This is a genomic window from Mycolicibacterium rutilum (genome assembly GCF_900108565.1).
In the GTDB taxonomy this organism is placed as follows: domain Bacteria; phylum Actinomycetota; class Actinomycetes; order Mycobacteriales; family Mycobacteriaceae; genus Mycobacterium; species Mycobacterium rutilum.
Genome location: NZ_LT629971.1, coordinates 365,640 through 382,540 on the forward strand (window position 1 = coordinate 365,640; position 16,901 = coordinate 382,540).

At 70.1% G+C, this 16,901-nt stretch carries 16 protein-coding genes and 1 tRNA gene; 6 read left to right on the forward strand and 11 right to left on the reverse strand.

Features of this window, described 5'->3' with window-relative positions; translation table 11 throughout:
- Window positions 1-3: 3 nt before the first annotated feature.
- The 3 genes from BLW81_RS01700 to selA form a co-directional block, all read right to left on the reverse strand.
- Window positions 4-561 carry a hemerythrin domain-containing protein gene (locus BLW81_RS01700; protein WP_083405690.1) on the reverse strand — a complete coding sequence of 186 codons (558 nt, stop codon included), beginning with the start codon at window positions 559-561 and terminating at the stop codon, window positions 4-6.
- 73 nt (window positions 562-634) lie between these two features.
- Entirely contained in the window at window positions 635-2,314 is a 1,680-nt protein-coding gene (locus BLW81_RS01705) for a selenocysteine-specific translation elongation factor (RefSeq protein WP_083405691.1), read from the reverse strand.
- Entirely contained in the window at window positions 2,302-3,582 is a 1,281-nt protein-coding gene (gene selA / locus BLW81_RS01710) for an L-seryl-tRNA(Sec) selenium transferase (protein ID WP_083405692.1), read from the reverse strand. The genes BLW81_RS01705 and selA overlap by 13 nt, the downstream gene beginning before the upstream one ends.
- Before the next feature lie 43 nt (window positions 3,583-3,625).
- On the opposite strand from selA, the gene BLW81_RS01715 reads away from it, so the two are divergent.
- Entirely contained in the window at window positions 3,626-4,147 is a 522-nt protein-coding gene (locus BLW81_RS01715; RefSeq protein ID WP_083410260.1) for a DUF488 domain-containing protein, read from the forward strand.
- 3 nt (window positions 4,148-4,150) lie between these two features.
- Here BLW81_RS01715 and BLW81_RS01720 read toward each other — a convergent pair.
- A tRNA-Sec gene (locus BLW81_RS01720) sits at window positions 4,151-4,245 on the reverse strand.
- 30 nt (window positions 4,246-4,275) lie between these two features.
- Here BLW81_RS01720 and selD point away from each other — a divergent pair.
- A complete protein-coding gene (gene selD / locus BLW81_RS01725) occupies window positions 4,276-5,289 on the forward strand; it encodes a selenide, water dikinase SelD (RefSeq protein ID WP_407662370.1) in 1,014 nt (337 codons plus the stop codon).
- Here selD and BLW81_RS30115 read toward each other — a convergent pair whose 3' ends face one another.
- The 4 genes from BLW81_RS30115 to BLW81_RS01740 form a co-directional block, all read right to left on the reverse strand.
- Window positions 5,290-5,412, reverse strand: a complete 123-nt coding sequence (locus BLW81_RS30115) for a hypothetical protein (protein WP_268875574.1) — start codon at window positions 5,410-5,412, stop codon at window positions 5,290-5,292. It abuts the gene before it with no gap.
- A 104-nt stretch (window positions 5,413-5,516) separates the two neighbouring features.
- Window positions 5,517-7,331, reverse strand: coding sequence for a serine/threonine protein kinase StpK7 (stpK7, locus tag BLW81_RS01730; protein ID WP_083405693.1), 1,815 nt, complete (start codon window positions 7,329-7,331; stop codon window positions 5,517-5,519).
- Between the two features lie 129 nt (window positions 7,332-7,460).
- Window positions 7,461-9,677, reverse strand: a complete 2,217-nt coding sequence (locus BLW81_RS01735) for a S15 peptidase family protein (protein ID WP_235632149.1) — start codon at window positions 9,675-9,677, stop codon at window positions 7,461-7,463.
- A 62-nt stretch (window positions 9,678-9,739) separates the two neighbouring features.
- The gene (locus BLW81_RS01740; RefSeq protein ID WP_083405695.1) at window positions 9,740-10,570 is read right to left on the reverse strand and encodes a helix-turn-helix transcriptional regulator; all 831 of its coding nucleotides are present in this window, start codon (window positions 10,568-10,570) and stop codon (window positions 9,740-9,742) included.
- 133 nt (window positions 10,571-10,703) lie between these two features.
- Here BLW81_RS01740 and BLW81_RS01745 point away from each other — a divergent pair, with 133 nt between their 5' ends.
- The 4 genes from BLW81_RS01745 (at window position 10,704) to BLW81_RS01760 (ending at window position 13,405) form a co-directional block, all read left to right on the forward strand.
- Window positions 10,704-11,417 (forward strand): SDR family oxidoreductase, encoded by a 714-nt coding sequence (locus BLW81_RS01745; protein ID WP_083405696.1) that lies wholly within the window; start codon window positions 10,704-10,706, stop codon window positions 11,415-11,417.
- A 66-nt stretch (window positions 11,418-11,483) separates the two neighbouring features.
- A complete protein-coding gene (locus BLW81_RS01750; RefSeq protein ID WP_083405697.1) occupies window positions 11,484-12,071 on the forward strand; it encodes an Rv1733c family protein in 588 nt (195 codons plus the stop codon).
- Window positions 12,043-12,837 (forward strand): aminoglycoside phosphotransferase family protein, encoded by a 795-nt coding sequence (locus BLW81_RS01755; RefSeq protein ID WP_083405698.1) that lies wholly within the window; start codon window positions 12,043-12,045, stop codon window positions 12,835-12,837. Before BLW81_RS01750 ends, BLW81_RS01755 begins: the two co-directional genes overlap by 29 nt.
- A 49-nt stretch (window positions 12,838-12,886) precedes the next feature.
- Window positions 12,887-13,405 carry a hypothetical protein gene (locus tag BLW81_RS01760; RefSeq protein ID WP_083405699.1) on the forward strand — a complete coding sequence of 173 codons (519 nt, stop codon included), beginning with the start codon at window positions 12,887-12,889 and terminating at the stop codon, window positions 13,403-13,405.
- Window positions 13,406-13,470: 65 nt separating this feature from the next.
- Here the strand turns inward: BLW81_RS01760 and BLW81_RS01765 are convergent, their stop codons facing one another.
- The 3 genes from BLW81_RS01765 to BLW81_RS01775 are packed head-to-tail and all read right to left on the reverse strand — an operon-like array spanning window position 13,471 to window position 16,821.
- The gene (locus BLW81_RS01765) at window positions 13,471-14,835 is read right to left on the reverse strand and encodes a cytochrome P450 (RefSeq protein ID WP_083405700.1); all 1,365 of its coding nucleotides are present in this window, start codon (window positions 14,833-14,835) and stop codon (window positions 13,471-13,473) included.
- 46 nt (window positions 14,836-14,881) lie between these two features.
- Window positions 14,882-16,093 carry an alcohol dehydrogenase catalytic domain-containing protein gene (locus BLW81_RS01770; RefSeq protein WP_083405701.1) on the reverse strand — a complete coding sequence of 404 codons (1,212 nt, stop codon included), beginning with the start codon at window positions 16,091-16,093 and terminating at the stop codon, window positions 14,882-14,884.
- 53 nt (window positions 16,094-16,146) lie between these two features.
- Window positions 16,147-16,821 carry a DsbA family oxidoreductase gene (locus BLW81_RS01775; protein WP_173839564.1) on the reverse strand — a complete coding sequence of 225 codons (675 nt, stop codon included), beginning with the start codon at window positions 16,819-16,821 and terminating at the stop codon, window positions 16,147-16,149.
- Window positions 16,822-16,901 lie beyond the last annotated feature (80 nt).

Here is a 16,901-nt window from a genome sequence, read left to right on the forward strand (position 1 = left end):
CGGCTAGTTGCGGCCGGACAGCGCGTCGCGCAACCGGTCGACCAACCCGGCGCCCGGCGCGAGGATGCGGTTGGCCGGCGGATGGTCGGGCGCGAGCGGATGAGGGCGGGTGGGTGCCATCTTCTTGGCCCGGTGGAACTTCTCGCTGAGCTCGCGCAACTGGTCGGAGGTCGCCGCGATGCGCATCTTCGCCAGCAGATCGTTCTCTTCGTCCTCGATGTGGTGGCGGATGTCGGCGATGAGCTTGCGGACGAGCTCGTCGTACTTGGGATCATCGGTGCCGACCTTTTCGATCTCCTTCATGACCTCCTCGGCCTCCGAGTGCTCCTGGATCTCGTGGTCGACCATCTCGTCGCCGTTGGGCACGATGTCGCGCGCCGCCGGATACACGTACTCCTCCTCGGCCACCGCGTGCCGCACGATTCCGGCGATCACGTGCTCGACGAGCTCGGGTTGGGTTCGGGGATCGCCCGCGGATTCGATCTCGCTGAAGACGCTTTCGAACTCGCGGTGGTCGGCGATGATGTCGTCGACGATATTGCCTGTCTTGGTGTCCGCCATGGTTGCTCCTTCCGTATCCGCGCGGCGTACCCGGGCGGTCGACGGCCAAACCCACGGCGGGGAGAAGACGGGCTCAGAGCAGCGTGCGGGTGCCGTCGGGTGCACGGCGGGTAAGCCTTCGGGCGTCGAGCTGTTCGAGCAGCGGCACCGCGACCCGGCGGGTGGTGTTCAGCGCACGCTTGGCCTCGGCGACGGTGAACGGCTGCGCCAGTCCCGCAAGGACTTTCGCGGCGCGGTCGTAGACGTCCGGGCCGAGCACCACACCGTCGGCGATCCTGGCCAGCCGCCCCGCACGCACTGCCGCGGCGAGCTCGCGCGGACCGAGGTGCAGGTCGGCCAGTTCGTCGGCCTCCGGCGCGCGGAACGGCTCGGCGGCCAACCACTCCTCCACCGTGCGCACGGCCTTGTCGACCCGCTCTGGTAGCCCCGCGTCGGGCCGGCGCACCACGCCGTCGACCACCTGCAGCCCGGTGCCGGCGAGCAGCGGGGGCAACAGGTCGGCGGCCGGCAGCCCGGCCTGCTGTCGCAGCGCCTCCAGCGGCATCCCGGCCGCGACGTCATGCCCGGCCGTCCACGCGTCCAGCGCCGCGAGCATCTGCTGACGGCACTGCGCCCACCAGTCGTCGTCAACGACCCACTCGCCGACCCGGGTGCCGTCGGTGTCAAAACCCATGGCGCGCAGCTCGTTCACCCGCGCGAATTCCGGGCGGCGCACGCGGCCGGTCGCCAGTTCCGCGCCGCGCTCCCGGGCCGCGCCGCGTCGGCGCAGCGCCGGTGGCCGCACGTCGAGCACCTCGACGCCCGCGGCGATCCGGTGCTCACCCGGGTCCCGTAACAGCCCGACGTCGCCGATGCGCAGCGGCAGCGGCCGGGTCAACCGCAACCGGGCTCCGGTCTCGCCGAGCGGGCGCACCTGCACCGGCACCGCCGCCGACCCGATGTGCAGCACCAGCTGCCGGTGCAGTTCACCGGAACGCCTGAGCAGCACGTCGATTTCGCTGGTGTCCAGCCACGCGCCGGGTGTGCGCACGGTGTCGCCGCGGCCGATGTGGTGGCGCTCGATGCCGCGCAGGTTCACCGCGACCCGCGCGACCGCCTCGACCCGGTCGCGGTCGCGGCCCAGCGACTGCAGGCCGCGGACCGTCAACCGTCGTCCCGCGTGTTCGAGTTCGTCGCCGACCCGCAGCGTGCCCGCCGCCAGCGTTCCCGTCACCACGGTGCCCGCGCCGCGCACGGTGAACGACCGGTCCACCCACAGCCGCACATCGGCGTCGCGGTCGGGAACCGGCAGCGCGTCGATCATCGAGATCACCTGCTGTTGAACGGCTTCGATATCGGTGCCGAGCACCACCGGCGCGTCGGGCAGCCGCTCGCGCACCTGCGCCAGAGCGGACGTCGGGTCGGCGAGGTCGGCCTTGCTGATCACCACCAGCAGATGGCGCACGCCCAACGCCCGCAGCGCGTCGAGGTGTTCGTCGGATTGCGGCATCCACCCCTCGGTCGCGGCGACGACGAAGACGACCGCCGGGACGGGTCCGACTCCGGCCAGCATGTTCGCGACGAACCGTTCGTGGCCGGGCACGTCGACGAACGCGACCTCGCGCCCGTCCAGGGTCGTCCACGCGAACCCGAGGTCGATGGTCAGGCCGCGGCGCTGCTCTTCGGCCAGCCGGTCCGGCCACATGCCGGTGAGGCGTTCGACGAGCGTGGACTTTCCGTGGTCGACGTGGCCGGCCGTCGCTACGACGTACACGCCAGGACCGCCTTGGCGAGCAGGTCGTCGTCAGCGGCGGCGACCGTGCGCAGGTCGAGCAGACAGCGGCCGCTCTCCAGCCGGCCGACCACTGCCGGGGTGCCGGTCCGCAGCGGCCTGGCGTAGGACTCGGGCAGGCTGACCGCGGCGCTGGGCAGCTCGACGTCGGGTGCGCCGCCGCCGCCGACCGCGGCGACGCAGTCCACCACCTGGGCGCGCGGCAGCTGCGCGGCCAGTCGCTGCGCGCGGGCCCGCAGGTCGGCGACGTCGGCGTCGAGCGCCTGCAGCACCGGCGGCGGCGGGCCGACCAGCGTGGCCTCCAGCGCGGCCAGCGTCAGCTTGTCGACGCGCAGCGCCCGCGCGGCGGGGTGCCTGCGCAGCCGTTCGATCAGCTCGGCGTCGCCGAACAGCAGGCCCGCCTGCGGACCGCCGAGCAGTTTGTCCCCGCTGGCGGTGACCAGGTCGGCGCCGTCGCGCAGCATCGTGGTGGCATCGGGCTCGTCGGGCAGCAGCGGATGCGGGGTGAGCAGGCCGGACCCGATGTCGGCCACCACGGGGACCTCGAGGGCGGCCAGGTCGCGCACGCCGACCGCCGAGGTGAACCCGCCGACGGTGTAGTTCGACGGGTGCACCTTGAGGATGAAGCCGGTGTCGGGGCCCAGCGCGTCGGCGTAATCGCGCAGGTGGGTGCGGTTGGTGGTGCCGACCTCGCGGAACCGCGAGCCCGTCGACTGCATCAGCTCCGGCAGCCGGAACCCGTCGCCGATCTCGATGAGCTCGCCGCGGCTGACCACGATCTCCTTGCTCGGGGCCAGCGTCATCGCTGCCAACAGCAGCGCGGCGGCGTTGTTGTTGACGACGTGCACGCCGCCGGCGGACGGCACCGCCGCCGCCAGCGCAGCCAGGGCGCCGCGACCCCGGCGGGCCCGGCGGCCGGTCTCGAGGTCGAACTCGACGTCCGTCGCGCCGCTGGCGGTGACGACCGCGTCGACCGCCGCCCGCGACAGCGGCGCCCGCCCGAGGTTGGTGTGCACGACGACTCCGGTGGCGTTGATCACGGGCCGCAGCCTCGCCGCGCTGTGCGGCAGGGCGGCGACGGCCTCGTCGGCCACCCGCTCCGGCGGGATCTGCCCGTCGCGGGCGCGCTGTTGCGCCTGTGCCACAACACTTTTCACCAGCGCGCGACCGAGGACGTGCGCCGCCTCGGCGAGCCGCGGGTCGGCGAGCAGCGCGTCGGTGCGCGGCACCCGGCGGCGCGGATCGGTCATGGAGCCATCATGGCCTATGGGTCCGATCGGGTACACCGGTGACATGTTGATCTCGGTCGGCCACGGGGCGCTCGACAGGACCGCGCTCGCGGGGCTGCTGCGCGGCGCGGACGTCGAGGCGATCGTCGACATCCGCCGGTTTCCCAACAGCCGCCACAACCCCGACGTCGAGCGCGGCGCGATCACCGCGTGGGCCGCCGAAGCCGGGCTGGCGTACCGGTGGGACGAGCGGCTCGGCGGGCGCCGCCGGTTGCCGCCCGACCAGCCGCCCGAGGACCCGTGGTGGCGCGTCGCGCAGTTCGCGGCCTACGCCGCCTACACCCGCACGCCCACCTTCGCCGCCGCGCTCGACGACCTCGTCGAGCAGGCGCGCACGCAGCGCACCGCGATGATGTGCAGCGAGGCGGTGTGGTGGCGCTGTCACCGGCGGATCGTCGCCGACGTCGCCGAACTGCGGCTGTCGGTGCCCGTCGTCCATCTCATGCACGACGGCCGGCTGACCGAGCATCCCGCGTCGGAAGGTGCCCGCATCCGCGAGGACGGCCAGGTGGTGTGGGACGGGTGAGGGTGGCGGAGGCGGACGGGAATCGAACCCGCCAGCGACAGAATCTGCCGCTCAGCGATTTTGAAGATCGCGCCGGTCACCAGACCGGATACGCCTCCCTGACCCACCGCCCGATCATGCCAGGCAGCATGGAGGGCGTGACCGAACAGCTGACGTATCGACTGACCCAGTACGCGCACGGCGGCGGGTGCGCCTGCAAGATCCCGCCCGGCGAGCTCGAAGAGGTGGTCCGCGGGCTGACCCACGCCGCGCCGACGGATCCGGTCGGCGAGCTGCTGGTGGGCCTCGACGACGGCGACGACGCGGCCGCGGTGCGCATCGACGGGGGCGTGGCGCTGATCGCGACGACGGACTTCTTCACCCCGGTCGTCGACGACGCCTACGACTGGGGCCGGATCGCGGCGACCAACGCCCTGTCGGACGTCTACGCGATGGGCGGGCGGCCGGTCGTCGCAGTCAACCTGCTGGGCTGGCCGCGCGAGCTGCTGCCGTTCGAGTTGGCGGCCGAGGCGCTGCGCGGCGGCCTCGACGTGTGCAACGCCGCGGGCTGCCATCTGGCCGGCGGGCACAGCGTCGACGATCCCGAACCCAAGTACGGTCTGGCCGTCACCGGCATCGCCGACCCGAATCGGTTGCTGCGCAACGACGCCGGCAAGCCCGGCGTGCCGCTGTCGTTGACCAAGCCGCTCGGTGTGGGGGTGCTCAACAGCCGGCACAAGAACACCGGTGAGACGTTCCCGGAGGCAGTCGCGGTGATGACGACGCTGAACGCCGACGCCGCCCGCGCGGCAGTGGGCGCCGGCGTCGAGTGCGCGACTGACGTGACAGGCTTCGGGCTGCTCGGACATCTGCACAAGCTGGCCCGCGCCAGCGGGGTGACCGCGGTGCTCGACAGCGCGGCGGTGCCCTACCTCGACGGTGCCCGCGAGGCGCTGGCCGACGGCTATGTCAGCGGCGGTACCCGCCGCAATCTGGAGTGGGTGGCCCCGCACGTCGATCTGAGCGCGGTCGACGGCGACGAGGCGCTGCTGCTGGCCGACGCGCAGACCTCCGGGGGCCTGCTGATCGCCGGGGAGATCCCCGGCGCACCGGTCATCGGTCAGCTGGTGCCGCGCGGGGAGCACACGATCGTCGTGCGCTGATCAGCCCTTGCCGGGCTCCGGCTGATCGGAGAACACCGGGTTGGTGACGGCGCCCGTGGTGTCGCGGTCCTCGGCGACGAACTCGGGCTTCTGCGGGTGCGAGAACAGGTCGGACGATTCCATGAATGAAGTCCTTAAGTCGATTTCCGCTGCTGCCGACGTGGACTGTGGCGCGCGGGACGTGCTGACCGGATACGGTCTGACCACCACTTTACACGTCGGTCGCGTCAACGGGTCGCGCCGTTGATCTCCGGGGTCGAGATCATGCCCTTCTCGACGCCCCACATCACCGCGATCGTGCGGTACTCCCCCGTCGAGATGAGATGAACGAGCGCCTGGCGCAACGGTTCTGCGAGCCCGGAGTCTTTGGCGACCGGCCAGCCGTAGGGCGCGGAGTTGAACACATCGCCGGCGGCCTCCAACGCACCGCCGGAGGTCTTGATCGCGAACCCGGCGACCGGTGAATCGGCGGCCATCACGTCGACCTCGCCGTTGAGCAGCGCGGCGTTGAGGTCGTCCTGGCTGACGTAGACGACCTTGTCGATCGGCGCGAGGCCGGCGGCCACGCACTCGTCGTTCTTGGCGGGAATCTCGTCGGTCTCCTGCAGCGTCGCGTACGAGACCCCGATCCGCAGCCCGCACGCGTCGGCCGGGGTGAAACCGGACCCGGTGCGCTGCGCCCACAGCGTGCCCGCGCGGAAGTAGGTCACGAAATCGACCAGCTGCTCGCGTTCCTTGGTGTCGGTGAACGACGACATCCCGACGTTGAAGTCGCCGGCGCGCACCGACGGCAGGATCGCCTCGAACGCGGTCTCCCGGTACTCGGGCACCAGGCCCAGTGTGCGGGTGATCGCGTTCATCAGGTCGACGTCGAAGCCGACGATCTGACCGTTGGCGTCCTTGAATTCGTTGGGCGCGTAGGGAATGTTGACCCCGATGATGAGCCGGCCCGCCGACCGGATGTCGTCGGGAACGGTGGCCGCGATGGCCTCGACGACACCGGGACCGGTGCCGGGGGCGGGCGTTTCGGTGCTCTCCTCGACGCTGGCCGGCCGGGCGTCGCTGCGGTCCGGGCCGCCGCGCCACTGCAGCACCCCGAACGTGCCCAGCGCGGCGACCAACACGATCGAACCGGTCACCGCCAGCACGCGCCGCGACACCCGTCGGCGTGTGGTGCGCGCCGGGCTGCGTCGCGCCTGGTGCCTGCCGCTGCCCGTCGTGCGCACCGGCGCGTTGAAGGCGCGCCGCGTGGCCTCGGCCAGGTCGCCGGCCTTCTGGAAGCGCTTGGCCGGTTTCTTGGCCATGCCCTTGGCGATCACGTCGTCGAACGCGGCCAACCGCGGGTCGATCGCCGACGGCTTCGGGATCTCCTTGGTCATGTGGCCGGCGATCTGCTGTTCGAGGCTGTCGGCCGGATACGGCCGCTCGCCGGTCAAGCATTCGTAGAGCACGCAGGCGAGCGCGTAGATGTCGGCGGTCGGGTCGACGGGCTTGCCCTCGAAGCGTTCGGGGGCCATGTAGGCCATGGTGCCGAGGGTGCTGCCCGCGGTGGTCAAACCCTTCTCACCGGCGGTGCGGGCCAGCCCGAAGTCGATGAGATAGACGAAGTCGCGGTCGGTGATCAGGATGTTCGACGGTTTGATGTCGCGGTGGATCAGGCCGGCGCCGTGCGCGGCGTCGAGCGCCATCGCGACCTGCTCGACGACCTTGACCGCGAGCGCGATGTCGATCGGCTTGCCGGTGTCGGTGAGCATGGCGCCCAGGTTGCGGCCCTCGATCAGCCGCATGTCGAGGTAAAGCCGGCCGTCGATCTCGCCGAAACCGTGGATCGGCACCACATGTGGGTCGTTGAGGCCCGCGGCGGCCTGCGATTCGCGGCGGAAGCGCTGCTGGAAGATTTCGTCGGCGGCCATGCTGGGCGGCAACACTTTCAGCGCGACGATGCGGTCAGTGCGGGTGTCGTAGGCGCGATAGACCTCACCCATGCCGCCACGGCCTATCAGCTGCTGCAGCTGATAGTGCCCGAATGGTGTCGAATCCACCGTCCCTGTTAACCCCTCGACAGCGGCCAACCCCGCATCGTGTGTCGCTTGAAGTTACCGCATGTTTGCCAGAATCTCTTAATAATCGACGCCGCCGATGATTGCAGCGCTTTCGCGCCCTGCTGAGCGCTAGGCGGTCAGCAGGGCGTCGAGTTCGCTGGCGGGTGCGACCGCGGTGGCGTTGGTGGTCGGCACCGACAGCTTCACGTTGGACACCGTGAGCCGCCCGTAGGTGATGAAGGCCTGGTACTGGATCGCGGACGCGACGATCTGCAGGGTCACCGTCTGGCCCGGTTCGAGCGTGTGCGCGATCTGTTCGAGGGAGACGGTGGCGACGTGTTCCTCACCGTCGAGCGTCACCGGTATCGGCGTCACCTGGTTGCCGAGCACCAGCCCGGTCTCGTCGTCGACGAGTTGGGCGTAGACGTGCCGAGCCTCACCCGTTCCGGAGTAGGTGAACTCCAATTGCGGTGCGCCGACGAGGTATTGGGTGGTCTGCTGGGCGGGCAGCGTGACGTTTACGGCGTTGGCGGCGCGCGAGCTGGACAGGATGCCCAGTAGCGCGCCGATCGGGCCCGCTTGCAGCGCACGCAGATTCGGGCCCGAGCCGTTGAAGAACTGGTACAGCCCGAGCGTCTCACTGATGGTGGTCTGCACCGCCAGCGCCGGTCCCGGCGTCACCGGGTACTGGCTGGAACCGAAGCGCCGGCCCTTCTGGTCGACCCACTCGAACTGCGGGCCGGTGCTGACTGCCAGGCCCATCACGTACCTGTCGAGCCAGTTCATCGTCGCTTCCTCGATCAGCGTGCCGTCGTTACCGCTGCTGATGCAGGCGCCGTGACCGCCGCAGAACCACACGACCTTGGTCGGAACCCCGTTGCCGATCAACGCGATCGCGTTGTCGTGCGCCTCCTGCAGCGAGAACAGCGTGTCGACGGTGCCCTGCAGCAGCAGGGTCGGCGCGGTGATCTGGTCGAGCAACCGGTCGGGGCTGCGTTGGTCGAGGAAGTCCTGCTGGGCGGGCGTGATCTGGCCGGTGAACAGCCCGGTCGCGACTGCGCCGTAGATCTGCGGGTTGACCCGGGCGCCGGTGAGCAGCAGCGCGGCGGTGAGGATCGCGCCCCAGCTGGTCTTCACCGCGCCGGCGTTGTACAGCGAGGTGTTGAGGTTGTTCCAGGCGATCGTCGGCGCGATCGCGTCGACCCGGTGATCGATTGCGGCGGTGACCAATTGGATTCCGCCGCCGTAGGAGGCGCCGACCATCCCGATCCGCGGGTCGCCCGGCGCGTCAAGCTGGACCTCGGGTTGCTGGGCGATCCAGTCCAGGATCGCCTTCATGTCCTGGCCCTCGTAGGCGGGGTTGTCGATCTGCAGGACGCCGCCGGATTGCCATTCGCCGCGCGGATCCCAGGTGACGACGTTGTAGCCGCCCTGCAGCAGCGGCGCCATCCCGATGACCTGGTTGGGCATGAACGGGTTGTCCTGCGCGAGCGGGTTGGTCTCGCCCGGCAGGCCGAGTCCGGGGCCGTTGAGGATCGTCGGCGCGACCTTGCCGGTGTTGGCGCCCTGGGCGGGGAAGAAGTGGACGTAGATCGCGGTGCCGTCGGCGGAGATGACGTGCACGTCGCGGGGTGTGGTGCCGCCGGTGAAGCCGACCGGGTAGCCGATGATCGGGTGCAGGATGTCGCCGACGAACGGCACCTGTTTGAGCGCCGCGACCACCGGGGTGACGAACAGCGGGCCGAAGATCGGTACGTGCTGCAGCGGGGTCAGCAGAGGCGTCGACGGTTTGGCGACGACGGTGGTGGCGGCGACGGGTGTCGCGCTGACACTGTTGGCGGCAGCTGGGGACTCGTCCTGCGACGCCCCGATCTCGCGCCGGCTGGCGGCGGCCAGCGTCCACGCCGCGGTCTCCACGGGCGCCGGTTCGTCCTCGCCGTCGTCGGCGGCCGGCTTGTCGACCGCTTCGTCCGGCTGCGAAACGGCGACCGTCGCTTGCTTTTTGGGTTTGTTGGCCGGTTCGTCGGGCTCGTCGGATTCGTCCTTGGGTTCTTCGTCGGCCTTGTCGTCGTCGTCCTTGGTGGCCTTGGTGTCTTTGGTGTCGTCTTCCTTCTCGGTGTCGTCCTCTTTGGCGGCACCGGACACCGTGGTGTCGGGCTTCTTGGCGTCGGCCTTCTTGGTGTCGGCTTTCGATTCGGAGGAACTCGATTGCGATGTTCCCGACGTCGACGCCGAGGTGTCCGACGGTTCGGCGGAGGCCACGCCGTGTCCGGTGAACACCGCCGTCCCGATGCCCAGCGCAACCGCCAACCCGCCGACTCGACCCACGTATGTCCCCGCACCCATACCTATGTGTCTACCGGCGGGCCCGTCACGCCATGGCGGGTTTCGGCCGATTCACAGCGAAGCTAGCCTGCGGGCTCGCTGTCGGTCACCGCGAGGGAGCCCAGCAGCTTCAGCGCGTGCGCGTCGGTCGAGTTCGGTGCCGCGTGATACACGACCAGTTCCTGACCGGGTGCCGACCGCACGTCGAACGTCTGCATCGACAGCGTCAGCTCACCGACCTCGTGATGGTAGAACCGCTTGGTCTCCAACGCTTTTCCGCGGGCGTCGTGCCGCTCCCAAAGACGGGTGAACTCGTCGCTGGCCGCGAGTAATTCGCTCAACACCCGCTGGATGCGCGGGTGGTTCGGCGACCGGCCGTGGTTGAGGCGGAAGCCGGCGACCGCGTTCGCCGCCGCCTTGTCCCAGTCGCGGTAGAACGCGCGGGCGCCGGGATCGGTGAACACGACGTGCATCAGGTTGCGCGAGTGGGTCCAGTCGTGGAACAGCGCATCGGCAATCTTGTTGGAGGCCAACACGTCATAGGCGATGTTGTAGACGATCGCCGGGTTGTCCGGCCACGCTGCCATCAGGTCGAGCAGCGCCGGCTCGACCTGGTCGACGACCGCCACGTCGTCGCGGGGAATGTGCCCGGCCAACCGGTACAGATGCCGGCGGCCGTCGTCACCGAGGCGCAGCGCCGTGGCGAGCGCCTCGACCACCTGCGCCGACGGTGACCGTTCGCGGCCCTGCTCGAGGCGCGTGAAGTAGTCGACGCTCAAGCCCGCCAACAACGCCACTTCCTCCCGGCGCAGCCCGGCCACCCGCCGGTGACCGGCGCGCGGCAGGCCGACCGACTCCGGGCTCACCGCGGCGCGGGCGGCGCGCAGGTATTCCCCCAGCTCGGTGTCGGCCATGGCGCAATGCTACGGCGCACCGCCGCCGCGAGGGTGGGTGCAGCACTCCCAGGAAACCCGCGCCCTTCCCGGTGTTGCTGCGCCGCACCAAAGTTGGGGTGAACAACAACACCGATCCAGGAGAGCGCGACCCATGATCGACCCCAAAGTCGCATTCGTCACCGGCGCCAGCAGCGGCATCGGACGGGCTGTGGCCACTCGCCTGGCCGCCGACGGCCTCCGCGTGGTCGCGGCGGCCCGGCGCACCGAGCGGCTGACTGAACTCGCCGAACACCACCCCACCATCGAGCCCTGCACCCTCGACGTCGCCGACCGCGACGCCGTGCGCGCGGCAGTGGACGACACCGTCGCCCGGCACGGCCGCCTCGACGTGTTCATCGCCAACGCCGGGGTGATGCCGCTGTCGCGGCTCGACGCCGGGCTCGTCGACGAGTGGGACCGCATGATCGACGTCAACGTGCGCGGTCTGCTGCACGGCATCCACGCCGCGCTGCCCCACTTCACCCGGCAGGGCAGCGGCCACTTCATCACGATGGCCTCGATCGGGGCGCACTCGGTCACGACCACCGCCGCGGTGTACTGCGGCACCAAGTACGCGGCTTGGGCGATCACCGAAGGGCTCCGGATGGAATCGCCGCCGGGAATCCGGGTCACGACGGTCTCCCCCGGCGTCGTCGAAAGCGAGCTGGCGGACACGATCAGCGACCCGGGCGCCAAGGAATACATGGCCGAATACCGGCGTCATGCGCTCGATCCCGACGCCATCGGCAACGCCGTCGCCTACGCCGTGCACCAACCGCCGGGCGTCGACGTCAACGAGATCGTCGTGCGGCCCGTGCAGCGGTGAGGGCATACCAGGTTTGAAGCCCTCACCTCGGTCAATCCCACCCGTGGTCGATCGAGGGAGACAGGGGTGGAAACGGTCACGTTCGGGTGGTGGCGCTGGCGGTGGTGCCATGCGTTGGGCCGCAATCCGCTGGTGCGAACCAGCGACCGCATCGAAGCCATGATCGCCGCGATGGCGGTCGCCGCCGTGCTGGTCGCGATTCCCATCGCCGCCGCGATGGCCACCGCCATCCACGACGAACGCGGCCAGGCCTACGCCGCCGAGGCCGAGCGCCACGTGCAGATCACGGCCACCGTGACCCAGGCCAGCCCGACGCTGCCGCGGACCAACGTCAGCGTGGTGCAAGCCGCGTGGGACTTCGGCGGCACCGAACACGTCGGGCGCTTCCAGTGGGACAAGCCGGTGCGGGCCGGCCAGAACATCGACATCGTCGTCGACCAGGACGGGCGGCGAATGGTGCCGCTGGACCCGTGGTGGCGCGCCGGGCTGGACGGGACGATCGCCGCGATCACGTTCTGGCTCGCGGTGGCCGGAGTTGCGGCGGGCTCCGTCGCGATCGCGCGGCCCTGCCTGAGGCGCATGCGCTACGCCGCGTGGGACCGCGACATCGCTAGCCTCGCCGACGATGGCGGAACCACGAACCGACACGGCTGACCTGATCGACGAGTGGCGGCTGCGCCCCGACGGCGGCCCCTTCGCCGACCCCATGGTGCTGCCGGTGCGCACCGAGGACGGCGCCCGGGCTGTGCTCAAGCTCGGGGCGTCCCCGCACGAACATCTGGTGTTACGCCGCTGGGCCGGACGCGGCGCGGTGCGACTACTGCGGGCTGATCCGCGCCGACGGGCAGTGCTGACCGAACGAGCCGGTCCCCGCACCCTCGAATCGCTGACCGACGTCGACGCCTGCCGGGTGGTCGCCGAACTCTACCGTGACCTACACGTACCCGCGATGCCGCAATTACCCTCAGCGCCAACGCTTCTGGCGCAGTGGGCGGAGGACTTCGACGCGCTGCCCCGGGGTGCGCCCATACCGCACCGGCTGGTCGAGCAGGCGTCGGTGCGGGCCCGTGAGCTGGCCGGCGCACCCGCCGAGACCGTCGTGCACGGCAACCTGCACTACGGCACCGTGCTGGCCGCCGACCGCGCGCCGTGGCTGGCGATCGCGCCGCGACCGGTCAACGGCGACCCGCACTTCGAGATCGCCCCGATGTTGTGGACGCGCTGGGAGGAGATCGCCGACGACGCGCGCCATGGCGTGCAGCGCCGGTTCTATGCGCTAGTGGACGCCGCCGGTTTCGACGAGGACCTCGCACGGGCGTGGGTGGTGTTGCGGGTGGTGCGGGAGGCAACGCGAGCGCTCGACGGCGACGCCGCGACGCTGACCCGGTTGGTCACGCTCGCAAAGGCTGTGCAGGACTGAGGTAGCACTTCGAGGTTTGAGCTTTGCTGCCGGTGGTAAAAGCACGAGCATGTTGATCAACTTGAAGAGGTTCTCACCGCTTCTGCTGGCCGGTGCGGCCGCCGCGGCGATCGCGGCTGCGCCAACAGGCTTAGCTTCTCCGTCATTCCTGCCGGCCGGTGGCCTGGCGGGATGTGTTGATCCTGCCGGCACGGGCTGCGCGGCACCTGCGCCGCCGCCGCCCGCCGCACCGGGGGCATGGGTTCCGCCTCCGCCGCCGCCTCCTGGCGCGCCTGTTCCCCCGCCGCCTCCGGGTGCGCCCGCGGTCGCGGGTGCGGTTCCGGGTGGACCGGGCGGCGTCGCCGGACCGGAGGGCGCCGCGGGTGCGATCCCCGGTGGCCCGGCGGGCGTGGCCGGCCCCGAGGGTGCGTCCGGCGTCATCCCGGGTGGTCCCGGGGGCGTTGCCGGACCTGAGGGTGCAACGGGCGCGATCCCCGGCGGCCCGTCAGGCACCGCCGGACCGGGCGGTGCGGCCGGTTGCATCCCCGGTGTGGGCTGCGGCAGCGTGCCCGCCACCGACATTCCCTGAGCTATTTCGCGTCGCGGGTGAAGCGGCGGCGGGTGTTGGGGTTTTCGCCCGCCGCCGCGTCCGCGTCAATCCTGTTGTAGCGCAGCGCTATCCGTGCGGACCGCCTCGACGGCGGCGTCGGCAACCTGTCTGCGCGTCCGCACGGTGATGCGCGCGCCGCGGTGCGGCGTCAGAATCACGTGTTTGATCCTCGGCCGTTCGCCGGGCGAGGTGGTCGTCGCCAATTCGACCCGGCGCAGCACCTCGCGCAGCACCACCCGCATCTCGACCATCGCGAAACCTGCACCGAGACAACGTCGATTGCCGCCGCCGAACGGCAGCCACGTCGTCGGGCTCAACGTCGCGCCGAGCATGCGGTCCGGTTCGAAGCGGTCGGGGTCGGGATAGATCTCGGCGTCGTCGTGCACGAGCGTGATGCTGGGCACCACCATCACCCCGGCGGGTAGCCGGTACCCCGCGATCTCGACGGGTTCGGTGAGGATCCGGCCGACGTCGGGCACCACCGGCCGAATTCGCAACGTCTCCTTGTCAATTGCGTCGAGGTACTCGTCGTCGCCGTCGTCCGCCGCGCGCACCGCGGCGACGAGCAGATCTGGGTGTCGCGTCAATCTCTCCAGCGCCCAGGACAGTCCGGTCGCGGTGGTGTCGTGACCGGCCACCAACAGGGTGATCAACTGGTCGCGCAGTTCCTTGTCGGTCATGGCCGAACCGTCGTCGGCGCCGACGCGCACCAGCATCGCCAGCGCGTCGGTGCGGTCGGCGAGATCCGGATCCGCACGGCGGTCGGCGATCTCGGCGTAGAGCAGCCGGTCGGCCTCCGCCATGAGCCGGCGCAGCCGCCGCCAGGGCCGGCGCTCGATCAGTTCCGGCCTCGCGATCGCCAGCGACTCCCACGGCCCGACACTCAACAGTCGCGGCATCACGTCGCGCAGCGCCGCGAGCCGGGCCGGGTCGCTGGCGCCGATCACCGTCCGCAGGATCACTTCGAGCGTGATCTCGGCCATCTTCGGCGCCACGGCGAAGGGCCTGCCGACGGGCCAGCCGGCGATGTTGTCCGCGGCGATCTCGGCCATCACCGCGGCTTGGCGCGCGACCGCGTCCCGGTGGAACGGCGCCATCATCGAGCGGCGGCGGTCCCGGTGCACGTCCTCGTCGATCACCAGCACCGAGGAATCGCCGAGCAACCCCGACAACATCGAATTCGCCTCGCCCGCATGGAAAATCCGTGGGTCGCCGGCGAAGACGGTCTTGATGTCGGCGGGGTCGGCCAGATACACCATCTGCCCCATGACGGAGTTGGTCAGCGTGAAGACCTTTCCGTAGCGACGCTGGGCCAGCGCCACCACGCGGGGCCACCAGCGCAGCATCAGCAGCGACATCGCGATCGACGGCAGCCGCGGGCCGGGCGGCAGCGCCGTTGTTGTACTCATGCCTAATAGAGTACGAGCGCCGCGCCGCGAAAGGAATAGGAAATCGCTAACCCATCGGCACGACCGTCTTCAGCCAGCCTTCTTTACGCAGGTCGAACCGCTCGTACGCCTGATCCATGGCCAACGGTTCGCTGTGTTGGGTGATGAAGGTGGTCGGGTCCAACTGGCCGCCGCCGACCATGCCGAGCAGCTTCGGCACGAAACGGCGGTGCGGGCAGTTGCCGGCCTTAACCGTGAGGTTGCGGTTCATCATGTCGCCGAGAGGGAAGGCGGAGAACCCCGGCGGATACACGCCGATGATCCCGATGCTGCCGGCCTTGGCGACGGCCTGCACGGCCCAGCGCGCCACCAGGCTGGGCGCGTCACCGGGCAGCCACTGATCGGACGACGTGTCGCCTTCCGGTGCCGCTGCCCGACGCTCGGCCTCGAACGTCTCCTCGTCGACCGGGAGATTGTCAGCAGCCGGCCCGTGTTTCGGACGCTGCGCGTCGACTCCCACCGCGTCGATCACGCGATCGGCGCCGATCCCACCCGTCAGTTCCTGAATCGCTGCGATCGGATCCTCGGTGTTGAAGTTGATCGGTTCGGCATTCTGACGGCGAGCGACTTCGAGGCGTTCCTCGATACCGTCGATCACCAGAATGCGGCCCGCTCCTTGCCTTTTCGCTGACGCGATCGCGCACTGGCCGACCACACCGGCGCCGAACACCGCAACCGTGTCGCCCTCGCCGACCTCCGCCAGTCGCGCGCCGAACCACCCGGTGGGCAGCACATCGGAGACCATGATCGCCTGGTCGTCGGTCACCGAGTCGGGCACCTTCACCAGCGTGGACATCGCATACGGGATGCGGGCGTACTCGGCTTGCAACCCATTGACCGGACCCGTGGCCTCGGGCCCGCCGAAGAAACTTGTGCCGGCGGATGGACCGTTCGGGTTTGCGTTGTCGCACTGTGAGAAATAGCCCGCGCGACAATAGGAGCACGTTCCGCACGACACCGTCGAGCAGACCACCACCCGCTCGCCGGGCGAGAAGCCGCGCACACCATCGCCGGTCTCCTCGACGACTCCGACGGCCTCATGCCCCAGCACCGTTCCTGCCTTCATGCCGGGCATGGTGCCGCGGATCAGGTGCAGATCGGTCCCGCAGATCGCCGACGTGGTGATCCGGATGATCGCGTCGGTCGGTTGTTCGAGTTTGGGGTCCGCCACGTCATCGACGCCGATCTCACCCACGCCCTTGAATACGACTGCTTTCACGATTCTTCGCTTCCTGTTCGACAATCCGCGTCGGCTACCCGTGCGCGAAGCCGTCAAACGCAGCGCTTGAGCAGTTCGTCGATCGCCGACGGATCGTCCTTCGTGACAACCGGGAAACCGGCGCCCGGCTCGCCTTGCGACTCGATCTCGATGCCGGGGTTGTGCACATCCGAGCCGTCGGGGAAGAAGAAGTGCGGGCTGCCCTGCACCTCGTCGGCGTGCTGGCGGTAGCTGCGCATCATCTCGCCGCGCGCCGCGCCGTCGTCGAGATCGTGGCGCAGGGTCTCGGCGTCGACGCTGTCACACCCCTGTGCGACGTCGACGATCTCGTGCAACAGCGATATCGGCCTGCTGTCGGTGAAGAACGCGTGCCGCAACGCCATGTCGAGATCCTCGGCCGCCTGCGGGGACTGTCGCTTCGCGGCGTGCACGGCTTCGTTGGGCAGCAACGACGTGATGGGCCACGTCGAGGGCTCGCCCTGCCATGGACTCCAGCCGAAATCGGGTGCAAGCGCCCCGACGACCGGAATTTCGGTGTCCAGCAGTCGTTTCGGGATCGCGAAGCGGTTGACGTCCTCGAGTAGGAACAACTGGTGGTCGACGCGGAGCCGGTCGTCGAGGCCGGCACGTCGACGCGCTTGATAGAAGCGGTGCAACGCGACAGTCGACCAGCCGCACACCACGTCGGTGAAAACCACCACAGTTCCGGGTTCCACATTCACAGCCATGGTCGGCGGGTTCCCTGGCCGATCGGCACCAAACGACTCCGCTTAACACCGTCGACACCGGGTAGCCCGCTGGTGCACCC

Bases quoted from the DNA above. Each gene is read 5' to 3' on its own strand.
- BLW81_RS01700 (WP_083405690.1), bottom strand. From the start codon at position 561: ATGGCGGACACCAAGACAGGCAATATCGTCGACGACATCATCGCCGAC.
- selA (WP_083405692.1), bottom strand. From the start codon at position 3,582: ATGACCGATCCGCGCCGCCGGGTGCCGCGCACCGACGCGCTGCTCGCC.
- BLW81_RS01715 (WP_083410260.1), top strand. From the start codon at position 3,626: ATGTTGATCTCGGTCGGCCACGGGGCGCTCGACAGGACCGCGCTCGCG.
- selD (WP_407662370.1), top strand. From the start codon at position 4,276: ATGGAGGGCGTGACCGAACAGCTGACGTATCGACTGACCCAGTACGCG.
- BLW81_RS30115 (WP_268875574.1), bottom strand. From the start codon at position 5,412: ATGGAATCGTCCGACCTGTTCTCGCACCCGCAGAAGCCCGAGTTCGTC.
- BLW81_RS01735 (WP_235632149.1), bottom strand. From the start codon at position 9,677: ATGGGTGCGGGGACATACGTGGGTCGAGTCGGCGGGTTGGCGGTTGCG.
- BLW81_RS01740 (WP_083405695.1), bottom strand. From the start codon at position 10,570: ATGGCCGACACCGAGCTGGGGGAATACCTGCGCGCCGCCCGCGCCGCG.
- BLW81_RS01745 (WP_083405696.1), top strand. From the start codon at position 10,704: ATGATCGACCCCAAAGTCGCATTCGTCACCGGCGCCAGCAGCGGCATC.
- BLW81_RS01755 (WP_083405698.1), top strand. From the start codon at position 12,043: ATGGCGGAACCACGAACCGACACGGCTGACCTGATCGACGAGTGGCGG.
- BLW81_RS01760 (WP_083405699.1), top strand. From the start codon at position 12,887: ATGTTGATCAACTTGAAGAGGTTCTCACCGCTTCTGCTGGCCGGTGCG.
- BLW81_RS01765 (WP_083405700.1), bottom strand. From the start codon at position 14,835: ATGAGTACAACAACGGCGCTGCCGCCCGGCCCGCGGCTGCCGTCGATC.
- BLW81_RS01775 (WP_173839564.1), bottom strand. From the start codon at position 16,821: ATGGCTGTGAATGTGGAACCCGGAACTGTGGTGGTTTTCACCGACGTG.